Source organism: Gemmatimonadales bacterium, assembly GCA_035502185.1.
Taxonomy (GTDB): domain Bacteria; phylum Gemmatimonadota; class Gemmatimonadetes; order Gemmatimonadales; family JACORV01; genus Fen-1245.
The window spans coordinates 26,936-45,704 of sequence record DATJUT010000063.1; the positions used below are offsets into that span (position 1 = coordinate 26,936).

20 protein-coding genes are annotated in these 18,769 nt (G+C 71.8%); 13 read left to right on the forward strand and 7 right to left on the reverse strand.

What is annotated here, in order from left to right; all coding sequences use genetic code 11:
- The first annotated feature begins 45 nt into the window (after positions 1 to 45).
- Both VMF70_08380 and VMF70_08385 read left to right on the forward strand, forming a co-directional pair.
- The gene (locus VMF70_08380) at positions 46 to 885 is read left to right on the forward strand and encodes a sulfite exporter TauE/SafE family protein (GenBank protein HTT68030.1); all 840 of its coding nucleotides are present in this window, start codon (positions 46 to 48) and stop codon (positions 883 to 885) included.
- A 1-nt stretch (position 886) separates the two neighbouring features.
- Positions 887 to 1,267: a DUF1634 domain-containing protein gene (locus VMF70_08385; protein ID HTT68031.1), complete on the forward strand. Its 381-nt coding sequence runs from the start codon at positions 887 to 889 to the stop codon at positions 1,265 to 1,267.
- 33 nt (positions 1,268 to 1,300) lie between these two features.
- Here the strand turns inward: VMF70_08385 and VMF70_08390 are convergent, their stop codons facing one another.
- Positions 1,301 to 2,326 (reverse strand): zinc-dependent alcohol dehydrogenase family protein, encoded by a 1,026-nt coding sequence (locus VMF70_08390; protein HTT68032.1) that lies wholly within the window; start codon positions 2,324 to 2,326, stop codon positions 1,301 to 1,303.
- A gap of 25 nt (positions 2,327 to 2,351) precedes the next feature.
- On the opposite strand from VMF70_08390, the gene VMF70_08395 reads away from it, so the two are divergent.
- The 3 genes from VMF70_08395 to VMF70_08405 all read left to right on the forward strand — a co-directional run bounded on the left by VMF70_08395 (position 2,352) and on the right by VMF70_08405 (position 7,405).
- On the forward strand, positions 2,352 to 3,839 hold the full coding sequence (locus VMF70_08395) for a hypothetical protein (GenBank protein HTT68033.1): 1,488 nt from the start codon (positions 2,352 to 2,354) through the stop codon (positions 3,837 to 3,839).
- Between the two features lie 124 nt (positions 3,840 to 3,963).
- Entirely contained in the window at positions 3,964 to 6,069 is a 2,106-nt protein-coding gene (locus VMF70_08400; protein ID HTT68034.1) for a S46 family peptidase, read from the forward strand.
- Between the two features lie 214 nt (positions 6,070 to 6,283).
- Complete coding sequence (locus tag VMF70_08405; protein ID HTT68035.1) at positions 6,284 to 7,405, forward strand: tetratricopeptide repeat protein; 1,122 nt, start codon at positions 6,284 to 6,286, stop codon at positions 7,403 to 7,405.
- 77 nt (positions 7,406 to 7,482) lie between these two features.
- On the opposite strand, the gene VMF70_08410 is transcribed toward VMF70_08405, so the two are convergent.
- The gene (locus VMF70_08410) at positions 7,483 to 8,574 is read right to left on the reverse strand and encodes an Ig-like domain-containing protein (protein HTT68036.1); all 1,092 of its coding nucleotides are present in this window, start codon (positions 8,572 to 8,574) and stop codon (positions 7,483 to 7,485) included.
- Positions 8,575 to 8,655: 81 nt separating this feature from the next.
- Here VMF70_08410 and VMF70_08415 point away from each other — a divergent pair, with 81 nt between their 5' ends.
- A complete protein-coding gene (locus VMF70_08415) occupies positions 8,656 to 10,752 on the forward strand; it encodes an acetate--CoA ligase family protein (protein HTT68037.1) in 2,097 nt (698 codons plus the stop codon).
- 33 nt (positions 10,753 to 10,785) lie between these two features.
- On the opposite strand, the gene VMF70_08420 is transcribed toward VMF70_08415, so the two are convergent.
- Positions 10,786 to 11,244 (reverse strand): cyclic nucleotide-binding domain-containing protein, encoded by a 459-nt coding sequence (locus VMF70_08420; GenBank protein ID HTT68038.1) that lies wholly within the window; start codon positions 11,242 to 11,244, stop codon positions 10,786 to 10,788.
- A 77-nt stretch (positions 11,245 to 11,321) separates the two neighbouring features.
- Between VMF70_08420 and VMF70_08425 the strand changes: the two genes are divergently transcribed.
- The 4 genes from VMF70_08425 to VMF70_08440 are packed head-to-tail and all read left to right on the forward strand — an operon-like array spanning position 11,322 to position 13,223.
- Positions 11,322 to 11,813 (forward strand): CDP-alcohol phosphatidyltransferase family protein, encoded by a 492-nt coding sequence (locus tag VMF70_08425; GenBank protein ID HTT68039.1) that lies wholly within the window; start codon positions 11,322 to 11,324, stop codon positions 11,811 to 11,813.
- 11 nt (positions 11,814 to 11,824) lie between these two features.
- On the forward strand, positions 11,825 to 12,361 hold the full coding sequence (locus VMF70_08430) for a hypothetical protein (protein ID HTT68040.1): 537 nt from the start codon (positions 11,825 to 11,827) through the stop codon (positions 12,359 to 12,361).
- Positions 12,362 to 12,775, forward strand: a complete 414-nt coding sequence (locus tag VMF70_08435; protein HTT68041.1) for an OsmC family protein — start codon at positions 12,362 to 12,364, stop codon at positions 12,773 to 12,775.
- Positions 12,753 to 13,223 (forward strand): hypothetical protein, encoded by a 471-nt coding sequence (locus VMF70_08440; protein ID HTT68042.1) that lies wholly within the window; start codon positions 12,753 to 12,755, stop codon positions 13,221 to 13,223. The genes VMF70_08435 and VMF70_08440 overlap by 23 nt, the downstream gene beginning before the upstream one ends.
- 41 nt (positions 13,224 to 13,264) lie before the next feature.
- On the opposite strand, the gene VMF70_08445 is transcribed toward VMF70_08440, so the two are convergent.
- Complete coding sequence (locus tag VMF70_08445) at positions 13,265 to 13,537, reverse strand: hypothetical protein (GenBank protein HTT68043.1); 273 nt, start codon at positions 13,535 to 13,537, stop codon at positions 13,265 to 13,267.
- A 72-nt stretch (positions 13,538 to 13,609) separates the two neighbouring features.
- Positions 13,610 to 14,794 carry a phospholipase D-like domain-containing protein gene (locus VMF70_08450; GenBank protein ID HTT68044.1) on the reverse strand — a complete coding sequence of 395 codons (1,185 nt, stop codon included), beginning with the start codon at positions 14,792 to 14,794 and terminating at the stop codon, positions 13,610 to 13,612.
- A gap of 73 nt (positions 14,795 to 14,867) precedes the next feature.
- Here VMF70_08450 and VMF70_08455 point away from each other — a divergent pair, with 73 nt between their 5' ends.
- Genes VMF70_08455 through VMF70_08465 form a run of 3 tightly spaced genes read left to right on the forward strand, consistent with a single transcriptional unit; the run spans position 14,868 to position 16,296 of the window.
- Positions 14,868 to 15,173, forward strand: coding sequence for a hypothetical protein (locus VMF70_08455; GenBank protein HTT68045.1), 306 nt, complete (start codon positions 14,868 to 14,870; stop codon positions 15,171 to 15,173).
- On the forward strand, positions 15,149 to 15,856 hold the full coding sequence (locus VMF70_08460) for a thioredoxin domain-containing protein (GenBank protein HTT68046.1): 708 nt from the start codon (positions 15,149 to 15,151) through the stop codon (positions 15,854 to 15,856). The genes VMF70_08455 and VMF70_08460 overlap by 25 nt, the downstream gene beginning before the upstream one ends.
- Positions 15,857 to 15,864: 8 nt before the next feature.
- Positions 15,865 to 16,296, forward strand: a complete 432-nt coding sequence (locus VMF70_08465) for a vitamin K epoxide reductase family protein (protein HTT68047.1) — start codon at positions 15,865 to 15,867, stop codon at positions 16,294 to 16,296.
- On the opposite strand, the gene VMF70_08470 is transcribed toward VMF70_08465, so the two are convergent.
- Together VMF70_08470 and acs are read right to left on the reverse strand one after the other, a co-directional pair.
- The gene (locus tag VMF70_08470) at positions 16,280 to 16,702 is read right to left on the reverse strand and encodes a universal stress protein (GenBank protein ID HTT68048.1); all 423 of its coding nucleotides are present in this window, start codon (positions 16,700 to 16,702) and stop codon (positions 16,280 to 16,282) included. The genes VMF70_08465 and VMF70_08470 overlap by 17 nt on opposite strands.
- A 2-nt stretch (positions 16,703 to 16,704) precedes the next feature.
- Positions 16,705 to 18,669: an acetate--CoA ligase gene (gene acs, locus VMF70_08475; protein HTT68049.1), complete on the reverse strand. Its 1,965-nt coding sequence runs from the start codon at positions 18,667 to 18,669 to the stop codon at positions 16,705 to 16,707.
- Positions 18,670 to 18,769 lie beyond the last annotated feature (100 nt).

Genomic DNA, 18,769 nt, shown 5'->3' on the forward strand with positions numbered 1-18,769 from the left:
TGTTCGCCGGGCGGACAGGTTACAGTACACTCCAGGCCTTCGAGTTTGAACACCCTCGCCTTCAGCGCGACCCTCGCCGCGGCAGCCTTCTGCGCCGGCTTCCTGGGCTCCCTCACGGGCCTGGGGGGCGGGTTCATCGTCACGCCGGTGCTCACGATCCTGTTCGGCGCCGACATCCGCTACGCCATCGGGGCCTCGCTCGTGTCGATCATCGCCACGAGCTCGGGGGCGGCGGCCGCCTACGTGAAGGAGGGGTTCACCAACCTCCGCGTGGGGATGCTGCTCGAGATCGCCACCGTGACCGGCGCGCTGGTGGGCGCATCCCTGGTCACGGCGCTCCCGACGCGCGCGCTGTTCGTCGTGTTCGGGCTGGTGCTGCTGGCCTCGGCCTATCTCACCACCCGGCCGCACGCCGAGCACCTCACGGCCGGCCTGCCGCCCGATCGCCTCGCGTCCCGGTTGCGGCTCGACTCGGAGTACCCCACGCCCGCGGGGCCGCTGCGCTACCGCGTGCGCCACGTCCCCGGGGGCTTCGTGCTCATGTGGGTCGCGGGGGTGCTGTCGGGGCTGCTCGGCATCGGCTCCGGGGCCGTGAAGGTGTTGGCGATGGACCAGGTGATGTACCTCCCGTTCAAGGTCTCCACGGCCACGAGCAACTTCATGATCGGCGTGACGGCGGCGGCCAGCGCCGGCATCTACCTGCGCCACGGGTTCGTGGACCCCGCCCTCGCGATGCCGGTGACGCTGGGCGTGCTGGCGGGGTCCGTGGTCGGCGCCCGGCTCCTGTTCGGAGCAAAGACCACGCGGCTCAGGCTGCTGTTCGCGGCCGCGCTCGTCGCGGTCGCCCTGGAGATGATCTACAAGGGCGCGGCGGGAGGCCGGTAGCATGCGCGTGCCGTGGCGCGACGTGAAGGACGCCGACGTACAGCAGGCGGTGGGCAACCTGCTGCGCGCGGGGGTCCTCCTGGCCGCGGCGGTCGTGCTCGCGGGCGGCGCGATCTTCCTGTGGCGCCACGGCGGGGCGGCGGCGGACTACCACGTGTTCCGCGGCGAGCCGGTCTACCTCGACCACCTCGGCGCCATCCTGCACGACGCGGCTTCGGGCGGCGGCCGCGGCATCATCCAGCTCGGGCTGCTGGTCCTCGTGGCGACGCCGGTGGCGCGGGTGGCGTTCACGGCCGTCGCCTTCGCCTTCGAGCGGGACCGCACCTACACGCTCGTCGCCCTGCTGGTGCTGGTGCTGCTTCTCAAGAGCCTCGCCGGCTGACGGATCCCGGGCTCGTCGGCGCCCGCCGCGGGATCAGGCGTGCGGGCGCGCCGGCGCCGGCGCTGGTGGCGCCAGGGCGGGGACGAGAACCGCGGCGCCCCGGACCCGGCCCGCGCGCAGCAGGTCGAGCGCCTCGCCGGCCCGCTCGAGCGGAAAGGGCTGAACGGAGGTGCGCACGGGGACGCGCGGGGCGAGGGCGAGGAACTGCTCGCCGTCCTGCCGGGTGAGGTTCGCCACGGAGCGCACCACGCGCTCCCCCCAGAGCAGCTCGTAGGGAAACGCCGGGATGTCGCTCATGTGAATGCCCGCGCAGACCACCGTGCCGCCGCGATCCACCGCCTTCAGGGCGGCCGGGACGAGGGCGCCGACGGGAGCGTAGATGATCGCGGCGTCGAGCGGTTCGGGGGGCTGGTCGCCGGAGGAGCCGGTCCACGCCGCCCCGAGCTGCCGCGCGAAGCGGGCGGCTTCCTCGTCGCCCGGGCGCGTGAACGCGAAGACGCGGCGTCCCTGCGCGCGCGCGAGCTGCGCGACGATGTGGGCGGCGGCGCCGAACCCGTAGATGCCGAGGCGCTCGGCCGCATCGCCCGCGGCCAAAAGCGAGCGGTAGCCGATGAGGCCGGCGCACAGCAGCGGTGCGGTCTCGGCCGGATCGGCGTCGGGCAGGGCGAAGCAGTAGCGCTCGTCGGCGATCGCGTACTCGGCGTAGCCGCCGTCGATGTCGTAGCCGGTGAACCGCGCCCTGGCGCAGAGGTTCTCGCGGCCGGCGCGGCACTGCGGGCACTCGCCGCAGGTCCAACCGAGCCACGGCACTCCGACGCGGTCGCCGGCGGCGAAGCGGGTGGCGAGCGGGCCGCCGGCGACCACTTCGGCCACGATCTCGTGGCCCAGCACGAGGGGGAGCTTCGGCTTCGGCAGCTCGCCGTCGAGCACGTGGAGGTCGGTCCGGCACACGCCGCATGCCAGCACCCGCAGCAGCAGCTGACCGGGCCCCGGCACGGGGTCCCCGAGATCGGCCGCGACGAGCGGCCGGCCCGCCGCCTCGAGGAGCATCGCGCGCATCCGTCTGTATAGTACATTCGTGGCCGTGCGCCGCACCCTCGTGACCGTGCTGTCCGGGGCCCTGGCGTGCGTCGGCGTGCTCGCGGTGACGGAGCCTCCGGGGCCCGGACTCGATCCCGACACCATGTCCTACGTCGGCGCCGCCGAGTCGCTGGCCCGGCACCATACGCTGCGCGTTCCCGCGGGGCCGTGGTCCGCGGCCGACAGCACCGCGGCGCTCGGGCACTTCCCCCCGGGCTTCCCGGTCGCCATCGCGGTTCCCGTCGCGCTGGGGGCGCCGCCGGTGCAGGCGGCCCGCGGCGTCGAGGCCGCGGCGGCGTTCGCGACGGTCGCGTTGGCGGCGTGGCTCGTCGGCGCCGCGGCCGGTCCGGGCGCCGGGCTCCTGGCCGGGGCCGTGTTCCTGGTGACGCCCAGCTTCGCCTTCGACCACTGGCAGGTGGTGAGCGAGCCGCTGTGCCTGGCCCTGCTGCTGGCCACGCTGGTGCTGATGACGATCTCGGAGCGGCCCTGGACCTACGGCCTCACCGCGGCCGCCGCGGGGATGGTGCGCTACGCGGCGTTCGCCAGCACCGGGGCGGTGGTGCTGTGGGCCTGGGGCCTCTCCGGCAGCCGGGCGGAGCGGCTGCGCCGGGCCGTCGTGGCGGCGGCCCCCTCCATCGCGCTGCAGTTCGCCTGGTGGCTGCGGACCGCGGCGGAGTCGGGCGAGGTGCGGAGCTTCGGCCTGCGGGGCGGGTGGGGGCCGACGCTCCGCGAGCTGGCGGGCACCCTTGGCGCGTGGCTCGCGCCGTCCGTCCCGCTCGGGTGGCTGGCGGCGTCGGTCGCGGTGGCCGTGGGCGGATTCGGACTGGCCATGATGGTGCGGGTGGCTCGCGCGGGCCCGGAGCCGGCGGTCGCGCCGCGCCGGGTGGTGGGGGCGGCGGGCCTGCTGGCGGCGTGCTATGCGGGGCTGGTCGTGTTCTCCCGTCTGTTCGTGGACCGCACGATCCCGTTCGATGAGCGGCTGCTGTCACCGTTCATCGTCCTGGCGCAGCTCGCCGTGGTCACGGCGTTCGGCGCGGCGTGGCGGCAGTGGAAGCGCGGCGCGCGCGTCGCGGTCGCGCTGCTGTGGCTGCTCTGGCTCGCGGGCTCGGCGCGCGCCACGATCCTGGCGGTCGGCGACGCGCTCGACGGCGGCTGGGGATATGCGAGCGACGAGTGGCGTGGCTCGAGGCTGGGCGAGTGGCTGCGCACCGAGGGGCGCGACGCGGCGATCTTCTCCAACAACACGGCCACCGCGTACTTCGTGACGGGCCGGCCGACGCGCGACGTGCCCGAGACGCTCGACGCGGATTCCGTGGCGGCGTTCGGGCAGGTGCTCCGTCGGCGGAACGGGCTGCTGGTTCGCTTCCCCTTCGACCTCAGGAGCGGCGCGCCGCCCGATTCGCTCGCCAACCGCCTGGGGCTCAGGGAGATGGCCCGGTTCCCGGACGGCGTGGTGTGGGGCCCGGGCGCCGAGGGCCGGCGGCGGCGGTGAAGGGCCGCGACGCGGCGCGACGCCGGCCCGGGTGGCCACTGCAACGCCGGCTGGCGCGGGCTCGTATAGAATTTGCGACGGCCGCAGGCGTTGCTTCAGATCCCGCCTTCAACGGAGAGTTCCCATGCATCGAGTGCGCATCGCTCCTGTGATGTTCCTGGCCCTCAGCCTGGGTGCCGCCGCGGCCCTCCGCGCGCAGCAGCCGGCGACGGCCGAGTACCCGGGGATCGAGACCGGGAAGATGTGGACCTTCGACGCGCCGCCGCTGGACTACTGGGCCCATCGCTACAACTTCCGCCCCAGCCAGGACTGGCTCGATCACGTGCGCCTGTCGGCCGGCCGGCTGCCGGGCTGCTCGGCGTCGTTCGTCTCGCCCGACGGCCTGGTGATGAGCAACCACCACTGCGGCCGCGGCTGCATCGACGCCGTGACCAAGCCCGGTGAGGATCTGCTGCGGGACGGCTTCTACGCCAGGACGCGCGACGATGAGCGGCCGTGTCCGGGGATGTCCCTCGACCAGCTGCTCGCCATCACCGACGTCACCGACAGCGTCAGCGCGGCCATTCCGGCGGGAACGCCGGCCGGCCGGGCGGCGACCCTGCGCGACGCCGCGATCAAGGGGCTCGAGGACCGCTGCCAGGGCGGCGCGGCCGACGTCCGCTGCCAGGTCGTCACCATGTACGCGGGCGGTCAGTACAAGCTGTACCGGTTCCGGCACTACACCGACCTGAGACTGGTGTTCGCAGTCGAGAGCCAGACCGGGTTCTTCGGGGGTGACCCGGACAACTTCACCTACCCGCGCTACGACCTCGACATGTCCATCGTGCGCGTGTACGTGAACGGCCAGCCCGCGCACACCGAGTACTTCCGCTGGAGCCCGAACGGTTCGAGCGACCACGAGCTGGTGTTCGCGGTCGGCAATCCCGGAGGGACGGGCCGGCTCAACACGGTGGCCCAGATGGAGTACCTGCGCGACGTGCAGTATCCGGCGAACCTGCGCCAGCTGGCGGACCGGATCCGGATCGCGCATCAGCTTTCCAACCTGAGCGAGGGCCGGGCTCGCGTCCTGCGCAACTTGATCTTCGGCCTCGAGAACTCCTACAAGGCGATCGACGGGTACCAGGCCGGCCTCACCAATCCGGCCATGATGGCGCACAAGCGGGAGTGGGAGCGGAACTTCCGCGCCAAGGTGGACGCGAACCCCGAGTGGAAGCGGCTGTATGGCAGCGCGTGGGACGAGAGCGCGGCCGTGTGGCACCAGCTCGGCCAGCTGGCCGTGCGGCGGCGCTACTACGCGTTCGACGCCTATGGCGCCCGGCTGCTGCAGCTCGCGGCCTACATCGTGCGCCAGCCGGCGGAGGCCGCCAAGCCCGACAGCGAGCGCCTGCTGATGTATCGCGACTCGATGCAGCAGCGAGTGCAGGGAATGGTCGCGGCGCCGGTGGACACGGCGTCCGAGATCATGACGCTGGCCGCCTACTTCGGGCAGCTGCAGAAGGACATGCCCGCCGCCGACCCGCTGGTCAGGATGGTGCTGGCCGGCCGCACGCCCGAAGTGGCGGCGCGCGAGATGGTCACGGGCAGCCAGCTCCTCACGGCGGACCAGCGGCAGGCCCTGATCCAGGGCGGCGCCGCGGCGGTGAAGGCCTCGACCGACCCGTTCATCAGGCTGGCGGCCTTCATCGACCCGGTGGAACGGCAGATCACGAAGCAGGTGACCGACCTCAACGCCCGCGACGCGCAGGCGTCCGAGCGCATCGCCCGCGCGCTGCTGGCGGTGTTCGGCAACACCGTCTCGCCCGATGCCACGTTCAGCCTGCGGATCCAGGACGGCGAAGTGATGGGGTATCCGTACAACGGCACCGTCGCTCCGCCGTTCACGACCTTCTACGGCCTGTACGACCGGTTCTACAGCTTCGGGCAGAAGTCGCCGTTCGACCTGACGCCGCGCTGGGTGTCGCATCGCGATTCGCTCAACCTGTCCACCCCGTTCGACGCGGTGTCGACCTGCGACATCATCGGCGGCAACTCGGGCAGCCCGGTGATCAACAAGAACGCGGAGATCGTCGGGTTGGTCTTCGACGGCAACATCGAGGACCAGCCGCTCCGCTTCCTCTACTCGGAGGCGGTGGGGCGCGCCGTGTGGGTGGATTCCCGCGGCATCATCGAGGCGCTCCGGCACGTGTACGACGCCGGTGCGCTGGCCGACGAGATGACGGGCAAGCGCTAGGGCCCAGGCTCGCTCGTGCGCCCGGACTCCGGCGACGTCGCGGAGTCCGGGCGCTTCGTTTGGGAGCGCTCCCGGGGGTCCCCCGCCGGGCGCGCACGCCGGCCGAGAGGGTCCGTCCGGGGGGCCAACTCGCCGTCTGGCAACCATTTCCACTCTTGCTCGTGATTCCGGGCGTTCTTATCATTGCACAACCTTCCCGGGGGAGTCCTGCTCGATGTCCGATCCGTTCCTTAGCTCGGACGAATACGATGAGCGAGCTCACCAGCTGTACAACGAGGGACGATACGACGAAGCGGTAGGCGTACTGAAGGAAGGTCTGGCGGTCTATCCCGACGCGCTGGAGCTGCTCGTCGGCCTGGGCTATGCGCGCCTGGCGCGCGAGGAATACGCCTGGTCGCGGCAGAGCTTCGAGGCGTCGCTGAAGGTCGAGCCGGATCACGAAGACGCGCTGGCAGGGCTCGGCGAGGTGCTCCTGAAGCTCGGCGCGCGCGACGCGGGGCTGAAGTGCTTCGACCGCGTCCTGGAGCTGGGTTTCAAGGACGACCTGGACATCGTGCTGCAGATGGGCCGCGCGCTGTTCCGGGAGGGGATGGTGGAGGGGGCGCGCCGCTTCTTCGAGATCGCGCTGCTTTCCCATCCGGCGAGCGCGGAGGCGGCTGCCTGCGTGGGCTACGCCGCCCACCGGCTCTCGGCCGAGACGGACGCGCTGCGCTGGCTGCGCCACGCGCTCGAGCTCGACCCCAAGCACACGGAAGCGCGGATCTACCTGGCCAACCTGCTCTACGATCGCGGCGAGTACGAGCCGTCGCTGGCCGAATTCGAGCGCACCGAGCCCGACGACCACTGGGACGAGCTCGGGATCTGGCGGCTGATCGAGCTCAAGCGCAGCGTCTACCGGCTTCCCGAGGACGATCCCGAGCTGAAGCCGTGGCTGGTGCGGCTCGCGGACCTGGCCGGTGACGCCGACGCGACGGACCTCCTGCTGGCGGAGATCGAGGCCGCCGGGCCCGACGGAACGGGCTCCCGCGATCCCGCGCAACTGGAGCTGTTCGGCACGCTCGTGACCGAGCTACAGGCGATGCACCGGCAGAAGCGCGGCTTCGAGGTCCACCGCGTCACGACCAGCGACGGCGTCACCTACGTCGGGACCTGGGAGGACATCGTCGCCGGGATGAGGGACGACGACCAGGCGTACTCGGGGCGGCCCATCGAGGAGTTCCTGGCCGGGGCGGCGGCGCGCGCCACGCGGCTCACCGGCGTGAGCGTGCCGGCCACGGACGCCGAAGCGTTCCTGCGGGGCTACGCGGATGCGGGGTTGGTGAGGATACTGAGGTAGGAACGGCAGTTGGTGGCTGGTGGGTGGTAGGTCGTGGTTGCCACCACCCACCACCTACCACCTACCACCCGTAGGCATCACGGGCACGCATTCCCCCACGTCACCAGCGGCGCGCTGAAGGTGTAGATGGCCGAGAGGGTGTCCGGGGCGCCGCCCGAGCCCAGCTGTCCGTTCACGATCCCCCGCATGCGGAGCACCATCCGGCCGGACACGACCGCGTAGCCGGTGCGAGCGGCGTAGCTCGTGACGTGCGCCGTCCCGCCCTGAAGCGAGAACAAGGCCGTGGGCTGGGTCAGGCTGGTCGCGTCGGAGTAGGTGGCGAACGGCCGGGGCGGATGGCACTGCAGCTTCGCGACGAGCTCGCTCGAGTTCAGCGAGTCGAGGGGCAGGATCGCCGTTCCGGCCACGGCCACCGTGTCCACGTACGCGAGCGCCTTGATGCCGCTGTCGCCGATCTCGACGGCGGGCTGCCCGTTGGTGCGCGTGAAGTTGATCGCGCGCGCCGGAAGCCGCGCCCGCACCTCCTTGGGGCCCGACAGCCACAGGTACGCGCTGCCGGTCACCGAGTCGGACGGGCTGTACACGTCCGCCGCGCCCCGGCCCTGGAAGCCGCACGCCGACAGCGACAGGCTGGCCCGGCCGACGGCCTTCGCCGTCACGAGGCCGGTCGCGTCCAGCTGCGCGGCGGTGGTGTCGAGGGGGGCGATCACGGGCGTGCGGGCCGGCACCTGCCCGCCGGAGGTCCGGCGCAGGCGAGCGCCCAGCGTGATCGTGTCGCCGGGTGCGAGCACCACGCTGTCGGGCACGAACTCGGGCACGAGGTCGGAGGGCACGTCGAGCGTCGCGGGCGCGCTGTGCGCTCCGCCGTAGGTGGCGGCGATCGCGGTCGAGCCGGTGGTGAGGGCGCGGGCCACGCCGCGCGAGGGATCGATCGACGCGACTTGCGGCGTGCCGGAGCTCCAGGCGGGCACGGCACCCGTCACGGGCCGGCCCGAGCCGTCCAGGACCTGCGCCGTGAAGGCCTGGCTGTCGCCGACGCACAGGGCGGCGGAGGACGGCTGGATGGTGACGGTGTAGCCGGGGCCCTCGCCGCCCCCTCCGCCGGAGCAGGCGAAGAGCGCGGCAGCGCACGACAGAGCGGCGGCGATGCTGGGGGCGCGGGGCACCATCGGTGGCCCAGTCTACACGCGGCCGCCGCGAATGCCAAGCGCACGCTTGTTCCTCCTCCGGCCCGCATCTAGGTTCTGTCAGTGCTCGACTCGATCCTCCGTCCACGCTCGATCGCGGTCGTCGGCGCATCCCGGCACCCGAACACCATCGGGTACCAGATCCTCGACAACCTGATCCGCTACGGCTTCCAGGGACCGCTGTACCCGGTCAATCCGAAGGCGCCGGTCGTCCACTCGATCCGCGCCTACCCCAGCGTGACCGCCATCCCGGACCCGGTGGACCTCGCCGTCATCGTGGTGCCGAAGGACCTGGTGCTCGCGACAGCGGAGGAGTGTGGGCAGAAGGGCGTGAAGGGCCTGGTCGTCATCACGGCGGGGTTCGCGGAGGTGGGCGGGGAAGGCGCGGAGCGCGAGCGGCGGCTGGTCGAGATCGTGCGGCGGCACGGGATGCGGATGGTCGGTCCCAACTGCATGGGCGTGCTGAACAGCTCGACCGATTTCTCGATGAACGCCACCTTCGCGCCGACGATGCCGCCCTACGGGCCGGTGGGCTTCATCAGCCAGTCGGGCGCGATGGGCCTCAGCATCCTCGACTACGCCGAGGAGCTGGGGATCGGGATCCACCAGTTCGTGTCGGTGGGCAACAAGGCGGACGTGTCGGGGAACGACCTGCTGCTCTACTGGGCCGACGACGCGGCGATTCGCGTGATCCTGATGTACCTGGAGAGCTTCGGCAACGCGCGGCGCTTCTACGAGATCGCGCGGCGGCTCACGCGCCACAAGCCGATCTTCGTGGTCAAGGCGGGCCGTACCGCCGCCGGGGCGCGCGCGGCCTCGTCGCATACGGCGGCGCTGGCCGGGACGGACCTGGCGGCCGACGCGCTCATGGAGCAGTGCGGCGTTCTGCGCGCGCAGACCGTGGAGGAGCTGTTCGACTACGCGATGGCGTTCCCGCGGCTGCCGCTGCCCAAGGGCGACCGGGTGGCCATCATCAGCAACGCCGGCGGCCCCGCCATCATCCTCGCGGACGCCTGCGAGTCGGCCGGCCTCAGGGTGGCGGAGCTGGCGCCCGAGACCCAGGGCGCCATCCGTGCGCAGCTGCCGGAGGAGGCCGCGGTCCGCAACCCGGTCGACCTCATCGCCTCCGCCACCGCCGAGACCTTCGGCAACGTGCTCGGCCTCGTGCTGCAGGACCCCAACATCGACGCGGTGATCGTGTCGGTGGCCCCGCCGCCCCTGAAGGGCAAGGCGGGCGACGTGGCGGAGGCGATCGTGAAGGCCACCGCCGCCAGGCGCGACATCCCGGTGATGGCCGTGTTGCTCGGCCGGCAGGGCGTTTCGGCGGGGATGCGCAACCTGCTCCGCGCGGGCATGCCTGGCTACATCTTCCCCGAGTCGGCCGCGCGCGCGCTGGCGGCGATGAACCGTTACCGGAAGTGGCTCGAGCGGCCCGAGGGGACCGTGCAGCGGTTCCCGGCCGACGCCGCGAAGGTGACCGAGATCGTCGCCCGGGCACGGCACGAGCGGCGGGAGAAGCTGAGCGAGACGGAGGCGCTGGAGGTGCTCGAGGCCTACGGGATCCCCACAGTGCCGTGGCGCCGCGCGCTCACCGAAGACGAGGCGGTCGCGGCCGCGCGCGACGTGGGCCACCCCGTCGTGCTCAAGGTCATCAGCGGTGCCATCGTCCACAAGAGCGACGTGGGCGGCGTCGTCGTGGGGCTCGGCTCGGAGAGCGAGGTCCGCGAGGGCTACCGCCGGATGCTGCAGCGCGTGCGGGAGCGGGCAGGCGTCTCGCCCGACGCGGTGCTGGTGCAGCGGATGATCCCCGGTGGCCGCGAGACCATCGTCGGCTCCGCCCGAGACCCGCGCACCGGCCCGCTCATCATGTTCGGCCTCGGCGGGGTCGCGGTGGAGGTGCTCAAGGACGTCGTCTTCCGGGTGCATCCCCTGTCGGACGTGGACGCCCGCGAGATGGTCCGGGCGATTCGGGGCTACCCGCTGCTGGAGGGCGTGCGGAGCGAGCCGGCGGTGGACGTGGTGGCGCTCGAGGAGATCCTCCAGCGCGTGTCCCAGCTCGCGGGCGAGCACGAGGCCATCCTCGACCTGGACATCAATCCGCTGGTGGCGTTCCCGGACCGGGCCCTGGCCCTCGACGCCCGATTCCGCGTTGCGGTGTGACCACGCCGGCGGCCGCGGCCGCCGGCGCACCGCTCAGAACATGGACATCGCGAGGAACGAACGGAGGTTGTCGTTGGTCACGCGCAGCCGGCTGGACAGCAGGCGGACCACGGCCCACAGCACCTTGTACGCGACGTCCCGGTTGAAGTCGAGCAGCAGCTCGAAGTCGGAGCGCGTGATGGTCAGCAGCGTGCAGTCGGTGTTGGCGATCGCGTCGGTCGAGCGCTCGGAGCGGTCGAAGATGCCCATCTCGCCGAAACAGGTGCCGGCCTTGAGGACCGCCAACGCCTCTTCGCCGCTCCCCGGCACGATCCGGCTGATCCGGACCTCGCCCTCGGCGATGATGTACAGGCGGTTGCTCGGCTCGCCTTCCTTGAACACCGTTGCGCTGCTCCGGAACTTCTGCTCCTTGCAGATCTCGAGCACGCGCGCCAGCTCGCCCTCGTCGAGGTCGTGGAAGATGGCGGCTTGCCTGAGCAGCGCGAGGTCCATGGGTGAAGGCTGAAGGTACCGCGGGTTCCGGAGAGCGGCAAGTCGGTTCCGGCAAGGTACTTACGCCGGCCAACGTCGTGTCGTTCTCGCGCGTCCCGCTGGCGCTGGTGTTCGTCTATCTCCCGGCGGTCGGCGTGCGCCTGGGCGTGCTCGCGGCGGCGGCGGCCACCGACCTGCTGGACGGGTGGCTGGCGCGGCGACTTGGCCCCTCCCGGCTCGGAGCCTGGATGGACCCCGTGGCCGACAAGGTGTTCATGCTCACCGCCTTCGGAGTGCTGGCCCTCTCGGGGGCGCTCGGGCCGTTCGAGGTCGCCGGGGTCCTGTTGCGGGACGTCCTCGCACCTGCCGGGTATCTGGCCAGCGTGGTCGCGCACCGGCCGTTCAGGGTGCCCCCGGCCCGCGTGGGCGGAAAGGCCGTCACGGTGGGCCAGACGCTGACCCTGTTCGCCTGGCTGCTGGATTCGTCGTTCCTGAGGCCGCTGGCGTGGGCCACGGCGGCGATGGCGCTCTACGCGCTCGCCGACTACGGCCGACTGGTTGTGCGCAAGGTGGAGCGGCCGCACCCCTGAGGAGGTTTCGGATGCAGGCAGCGATTCGGCTGATGCTCGTCGCGGTGCCGCTCGCGTGCGCCGCCCCCCGTGCCCCGGCGCAGGAGTTCCAGCCGCCGTCCGGCGGCAGCCAGGGGTACGCCTCGGGCACCGGCTTCGAGATGGACCTGTTCAGCTTCTCGACCCGCGTGGGCATCGACGTGTCGCGGCCGGCGCAGTGGGTCGTCGGCTCCACGCTGGACATCGCCGAGATGTGGTCGCCGCGGGTGCGCCTGCGGCCGTCGCTCGAGGTTTCGTCCGACGGCAACACCACCCGGCTGCACTGGGCTGGCGAGATCATCTACCGTTTCCAGCCCGACAACGCGCCGGCCATCCCCTACGTCGGGCTCGGCCTGGGCCACATGACCCGGTGTACCGGCTGCACCGATCTCTGGCCGACGGTGGTGCTGGGCTTCGAGCTGCACTTCCGGCCGGCCTTCAACTGGCTGATCGAGTACCACGCACTGGATCGCCTCGGCCGGCACCGGTTCCTGGTCGGCCTGTCGGCGCACGGGCCAGGGGGATCATGAGTGGCGGCCCCGACGAAGCGCATCTCGCTGCGCTGGCAGCACGGGATGGCGTTCGAGGGCGGTCCCGAGGGCAAGCCCCCGATCGCGGTCGACGGCGACGGCAAGACCGGCCCCGGGCCGATGGACACGCTGCTGGTGGCGCTGGCGGCCTGCACGGCCAGCGACGTGGTGTCGATTCTGGAGAAGATGCGCCTGCCGGTGCAGGCGATGACGGTCGACGTGGTGGGCGAGCGCCGGCCGGATCATCCCAAGCGCTACACGTCGATCGTGCTGACCTACCGGGTCCGCGCGGCGGGCGCTCGGGAGGAGCAGGTGCGCCACGCCATCGACCTCTCGCTCGGGAAGTACTGCTCGGTGACCCACTCGCTCGCCCCGGACATCGCGCGCCGCTATGAGCTGGTGCTGGAGGCGTAGCCCGCTGCTGCTGCTGCCGGCCTTCGTCGCCCTTCCGGCGCGGGCCCAGAGTCTCAGGGAAGCGCAGGTCTGGGGCGTCGGGGCGCTCTCGAGGCCGGCCTTCTACGGGGCGGGGTTCGGGCTCGACTGGAGGGACGACCAGCGCGACCGGATCGCGCCGGCGGTGGCGCTGGGTTCCTTCGGCGACGGGAAGCTCGGGTTCCGCGCCGATCTTGCGTACCACTTTCTGGTCGATCCCGCCAAGGCCGCGGGCAGCGCCGCGTACGGGGGCGGAGGACTCTCCGTCGTCGTGAGGCGCGGCCGGGTGGTGCCCTACGTGCTGCTGGTGCTGGGCGTGGAGGGGGCACCGGGCGGCGGCGGCGGCACCTTCGTGGAGATCGGGGTCGGCGGGGGAGCCCGGGTCGCCATCGGTTACCGGTGGCGGAAGCACAACGCCCCGGGCCGCTAGGCTCCGGGGCGCACGATGCCGGGCTCAGTCGCTCGGTCGGCTCAGACCACTCCGGCCGTGGCGACGGACTCGGGCCTCGATACCACCGGCTGGCAATAGCGCTCGCCGAGGGTCCGAAGCTCCTGCACCTGGACGGGGGTCAGCTCCTCGTACCGCTCTCCCAGGTACGCCATCGTGTCGTCGAACCAGTCCTTCCGGTGCTCCTCGGCTGCCTCGAGGACTCCGCAGCGGAGGATATGACTGAACAGCTCGTCGCGGGCCAACTCGAAGGCCGTCGGCACTTGCACTTTGCGGCGGTTACTGTGCTTCGACATCACACCTCCATTCGGGCGGGACATCCCGCCGTCGTGCGAAAAATATAAGGGGCCGCCGAGGCTCGGGCAAACTCACAGCAGATCGGCGAACATCCTGGCGGCGGCTTCCGCCGCCTTGGCATGGAGCGGCCGCCGTCGCCATTCATCAGGCAAGACCCGTGCCGCCTGGGTCAGATCGGAGGTGAACAGGTCCCTCATCCGGGTTCCCGTCTGGGGATCGGCCACGAGGGCGTTGAGCTCGAAGTTGCGGCGCAGGGACAGCGGGTCCAGGTTGCTCGAGCCGACCAGGGTCACGAGGCCGTCCACGACCGCGGTCTTCGCGTGGAGCATCACGCCCGTCCACTCGTGGATCTCCGCCCCCGCGTCGAGCAACGGCTGGTAGATGCGCCGGGCCGCCAGGCCGGCCACCGGGTGGTTGTTGCGGCCCGGCACGAGCAGGCGGACGCGGACCCCGCGGCGCGCGGCGCGGATCAGCGCGTCGAGCACCTCGCGCGGGGCGACGAAGTAGGCGTCGGTCAGCTCGATCGTCTCCTCGGCGTGGTCGGCGAGCCACCGGTAGATCGCTCCCACGCGCCCCAGGCCGGGGCGGTCGCCGACCACCACCACGGCCGCCTCCCCCGTCTCGCGCGGCGTCGGCTCCTGCCGCGCCGTGGAGGCGGGCTCCTCGCGGGCCCGGCGCCACATCCGCTCGAAGGCGAGCTGGAAGTCGGCCACTGCAGGACCGCGCACCGAGATCGCCGTGTCGCGCCAGCCGGCGCCGCCGAGGGCGGAGGGAGCCCAGTGGTCGGCGATGCAGATGCCGCCCACGAAGGCGATCACGTCGTCGCACACCAGCAGTTTGCGGTGGTCGCGGTGACGCAGCCGGAGCCAGCTCCAGGGGGCCAGCGGGGAAAGGGGGCGGAACGCGCGGGCCTCGACGGCCGCGTCCTTGAGCCGCCGCGCCATCGAGCCGCCCCGTACCATCAGCGTGCCGATGGGGTCGTAGAGCACGCGCACGCGGGCCCCGCGCCGCCGCGCCTGCTCGAGTCCCGTGGCGAACTCCCGGCCCGTCTGGTCGTCGGCGACGATGAAGTTCTCGAAGCTGACGCTGTTCCGGGCCGCGCGGATGCCCGCCAGCATCGCGGGAAAGGCCCGCGCGCCGTCGCGATGGATGCGCACGGCATGGCCGTAGCGCAGCGGGGCGGCGGCGATCCGGGCCAGCTCGAGGAGAGCGCGGGGCGAGGCGAGGTACGGGGAGGATGGCGCCGGCCTGGGCACGCTGGATGATAGGGCGTGGCGCGCCGCGGTGCGAGTTGGCGACCGTGCGTGGCCTGGGTATGATAGACCCGGGATGACCCCCGACGACACCTACGATCCCCGGCGCGCCGAGCAGCTGGTCGAGATGCTGCGGGCCCTGGCTTTGCGCATCATCGACCTCGACCGCCGGGGCGGCCTGCTCGGGGAGTCGTCGGCGCTGCTGCGCGCGATGGGGGACATCCGCTCCGAGCTGTTCCGCTACGAGGTGCGGCAGACGTTCGACACGCCCGAGGTGGCGGAGCACCGGCGAATCGTGAACGAGGCCACGCGCGGGTGGTCGCCGGAGGCCGAACCCGGAGGCGAAGAGGAGGATCCATGGCGGAAGCCGGACGGTCGGTGAAGCGGTTCTACCTGCTGCTCGGCGTGATCGCCGTGGCGGGCATCGCGTTGATCGTGCGCGCCGCGACGAGCGGCCCCGGGGCGCCGCTGGTGATCGCCGACTGCGGCGGGCCGCCGCTGGGCGGCGTGCCGGCCGCGGGCCAGGCGCTCGGCCCCGACACGGCGCCGGTGCAGATCACCGAGTACGCGGACTTCGAGTGCCCGTCGTGCGCCCGGTTCGCCATTCTCACGATGCCCGACGTCCAGCAGCGGCTGATTCCGACCGGCAAGCTCCGCTGGCAGTTCATGGACTTTCCGCTGCAGCAGCACGTCAACTCGCCGCTGGCCCACGTGGCGGCGGCGTGCGGCGCGGATCAGGGCAGGTTCTGGGAGATGGAGTACGCGCTGTACGACCACCAGGACGACTGGTTCGCCGACCAGCGTCCGGAGCGGAAGTTCCTGGCCTACGCGCGCGCGGTGGGCCTGAATCCCGACAGCTTCCAGGTCTGCCTCACCCAGCGGCGGCACTGGCCGACCATCGAGGCGAACCGCTGCACGGGCGAGAAGCTCGGGGTCAACGGCACTCCCACCGTGTACGTCAACGGACGCGCACTGTCGTACACGCCGGCTTTCGACGACCTCACCCGGATCGTGGACTCGGTCGCGGCGGCCGCGCGGGGGCCGGCTTCGACCCGACGCCGCTAGGGGGAGCGATGCGGCATCGGATGGCGGCGGCGGCCCTCGCCCTGGTGGGCCTGCTGGTGTCGGCCTACCTGCTGCTCTACAAGCTCGGGCTGGTGGGCACGCTCAAGTGCGTGGGGAGCGGCGGCTGCGAGCGCGTCAATACCAGCCGCTACGCGACCCTGCTCGGCCTTCCGGTCGCCGCCTACGGCGTGGCGGGCTACGTCGTACTGCTGGCGGTCGCGCTGTACGGGCTGCGGGAGGATCAGGCGTCGCTGCCGCAGGCGACGCGCTGGCTCGCGGCGCTCGCGGCCCTCGGGGTGCTGTTCTCCCTCTACCTGCTGGCGCTGGAGCTGTTCGTCATCCACGCCGTCTGCCTGTGGTGCAGCGTCTCGGGGCTGGTGATCGTGGCGATCTTCGTGGTGTCGGCGGCGGCGCTGGCGAAGGCTAGCCCGGCACCCTGACGGTGAGCACCGGGCACGCGGCCGTGCGCGCGACGCGCTCGGCCACGCTGCCCAGCAGCAGGTGCAACAGGCCGGTCCGGCCGTGCGTGGCGACCACGATCAGGTCCGCGTGGTGCTGGGCGGCCGCGTCGGTGATGGCGAGGTAGGGGGGGCCGTACACCACCTCCGCGGCCCACGGAACCTCCCGGCCGATCTCCCGGGCACCGAACTCCTGGAGCTGCTCGCGGGTCATCGCCGCCAGGGCCGCGAGGTCCACGGCCACCACCTGGGGGTCGGGACTCGCGCCCTCCAGCGCGTGCACCAGGACGATGCGGCCGCCGAACCGGCGCGCCAGCTCGATCGCGGGCTTGACCGCCACCGCGCTGTTGGCCGAGAAGTCCGTGGTCACCACGATCGTCTGAAACACCGTCAGGCCTCGCCTTCCTCGTAGTCGTTCTTGAGCTTCTGCACCACCGCCGGATCGGCGAGCGTGGTCGTGTCGCCCAGGGCGCGTCCCTCCGCGATGTCCCTGAGCAGCCGCCGCATGATCTTGCCGCTGCGCGTCTTCGGCAGGTCGGCCGTGAACAGGACGTCGTCCGGCCGGGCGATCGCGCCGATCTTCGTCACCACGTGCTCCTTCAGGTCGTCCTTCAGCTCGTCGTGCGGCTCGAAGCCGGACTTGAGCGTGACGAACGCGGCGACCGCCTGCCCCTTGAGCTCGTGGTGCTTGCCCACCACGGCCGCCTCCGCCACGGCCGGGTGGTCCACCAGCGCGCTCTCGACTTCCATCGTGCCGATGCGATGGCCGGCGACGTTCAGCACGTCGTCCACGCGGCCCAGCAGCCAGAAGTAGCCGTCCTCGTCCCGCTTCGCGCCGTCGCCCGCGAAGTACATCCCCGGCCATTTCGACCAGTAGATCTCGCGGTAGCGGTCGTCGTCTCCCCAGATGGTGCGCAGCATCCCGGGCCACGGCGCCGTCAGCGCCAGGAAACCGCCGCCCACTTCGACCCGCGCGCCACCGCCGTCCACCACCTCCGCGCTCACGCCGGGAAACGCGCGGGTGGCCGAGCCCGGCTTGGTCGCGACCACGCCGGGCAGCGGTGTGATCATGATGCCGCCGGTCTCGGTCTGCCACCAGGTGTCCACGATCGGACAGCGCTGGCCGCCGATGTTGTGGTGGTACCACATCCACGCCTCGGGATTGATCGGCTCGCCCACCGTGCCCAGGAGCCGCAGGGTCGACAGGTCGTGCCGCGCCGGCAGCTCGGCCCCCCACTTCATGAACGCCCGGATGGCGGTGGGCGCCGTGTAGAACACCGTGACGCCGTAGCGCTCCACGATCTCCCAGATGCGGTCGCGCTCCGGCCAGTCCGGCGCGCCCTCGTAGATCACCTGCGTCGCCCCCAGCGCCAGCGGTCCGTACACCACGTAGGAGTGGCCCGTCACCCAGCCCACGTCCGCGGTGCACCAGAACACGTCGTGGCCCTTGAGGTCGAAGACCAGCTTGGTGGTCGCCGTCACCTGGGTGAGGTAGCCGCCGGTGGTGTGGACGATCCCCTTCGGCTTGCCGGTCGTGCCGCTGGTGTAGAGGATGAACAGCACGTCCTCGGCGTCCATCCGCTCCGGCTCGCAGTACGGCGCCACGTCCTGCATCAGCCGGTGCCACCAGTGGTCCCGGCCCTCCTGCATGTGGACGAAGGCCTCGTCGCCGGCGGCGCCGAGCCGTCGCTGGTAGACCACCACGTGCCGGATCGTCGGGCAGTGCTCGACGGCCTGGTCGGCCGCGCGCTTGAGGGGCACGACCTGGCCGCGCCGGAAGCCGCCGTCGGCCGTGACCAGCAGCACCGCCCCGGCGTCGTTGATCCGGTCGCGCAGGCTCTCGGCGCTGAAGCCGCCGAACACCACCGAGTGCGGCGCCCCGATGCGCGCGCAGGCGAGCATCGCGACCACGACTTCGGGGATCATCGGCATGTAGATCGCCACCCGGTCGCCGCGTCGCACGCCGAGCTTCTTCAGCACGTTGGCGAACTTGTTGACCTGGCGGTACAGCTCCCAGTAGGTGATCGTGCGCTTCTCCCCGGGCTCGCCCTCCCAGATCAGCGCCGCCTGGTTGCGCCGCGCGGTCGCCACGTGCCGGTCGAGGCAGTTGACCGACGCGTTGAGCTCGCCCCCGACGAACCACTTGGCGTGCGGCGGCTCCCAGTCCAGGACCCGGTCCCAGTGCCGCGACCACACGAGCTGCTCGGCATGCGACGCCCAGAATCCTTCGGGGTCCCGCGAGGCCGAATCGTAGAGCGTTGGACTGGAGCAGTTCGCCTCGGCTCGGAACGACTCCGCCGGCGGGAATACCCGGGTTTCCTCGAGCAACGTGTCGATGCGAAGGACGTCCGTCATTTCAGGGGCTCCCTTTCTGGGCCTCTGGGCCGAAGTGTCTACGACTCTTGCGCTTAAAGGAGGAAAAGTCTTATGGTATGGCGCTCATTTACGGATCTCA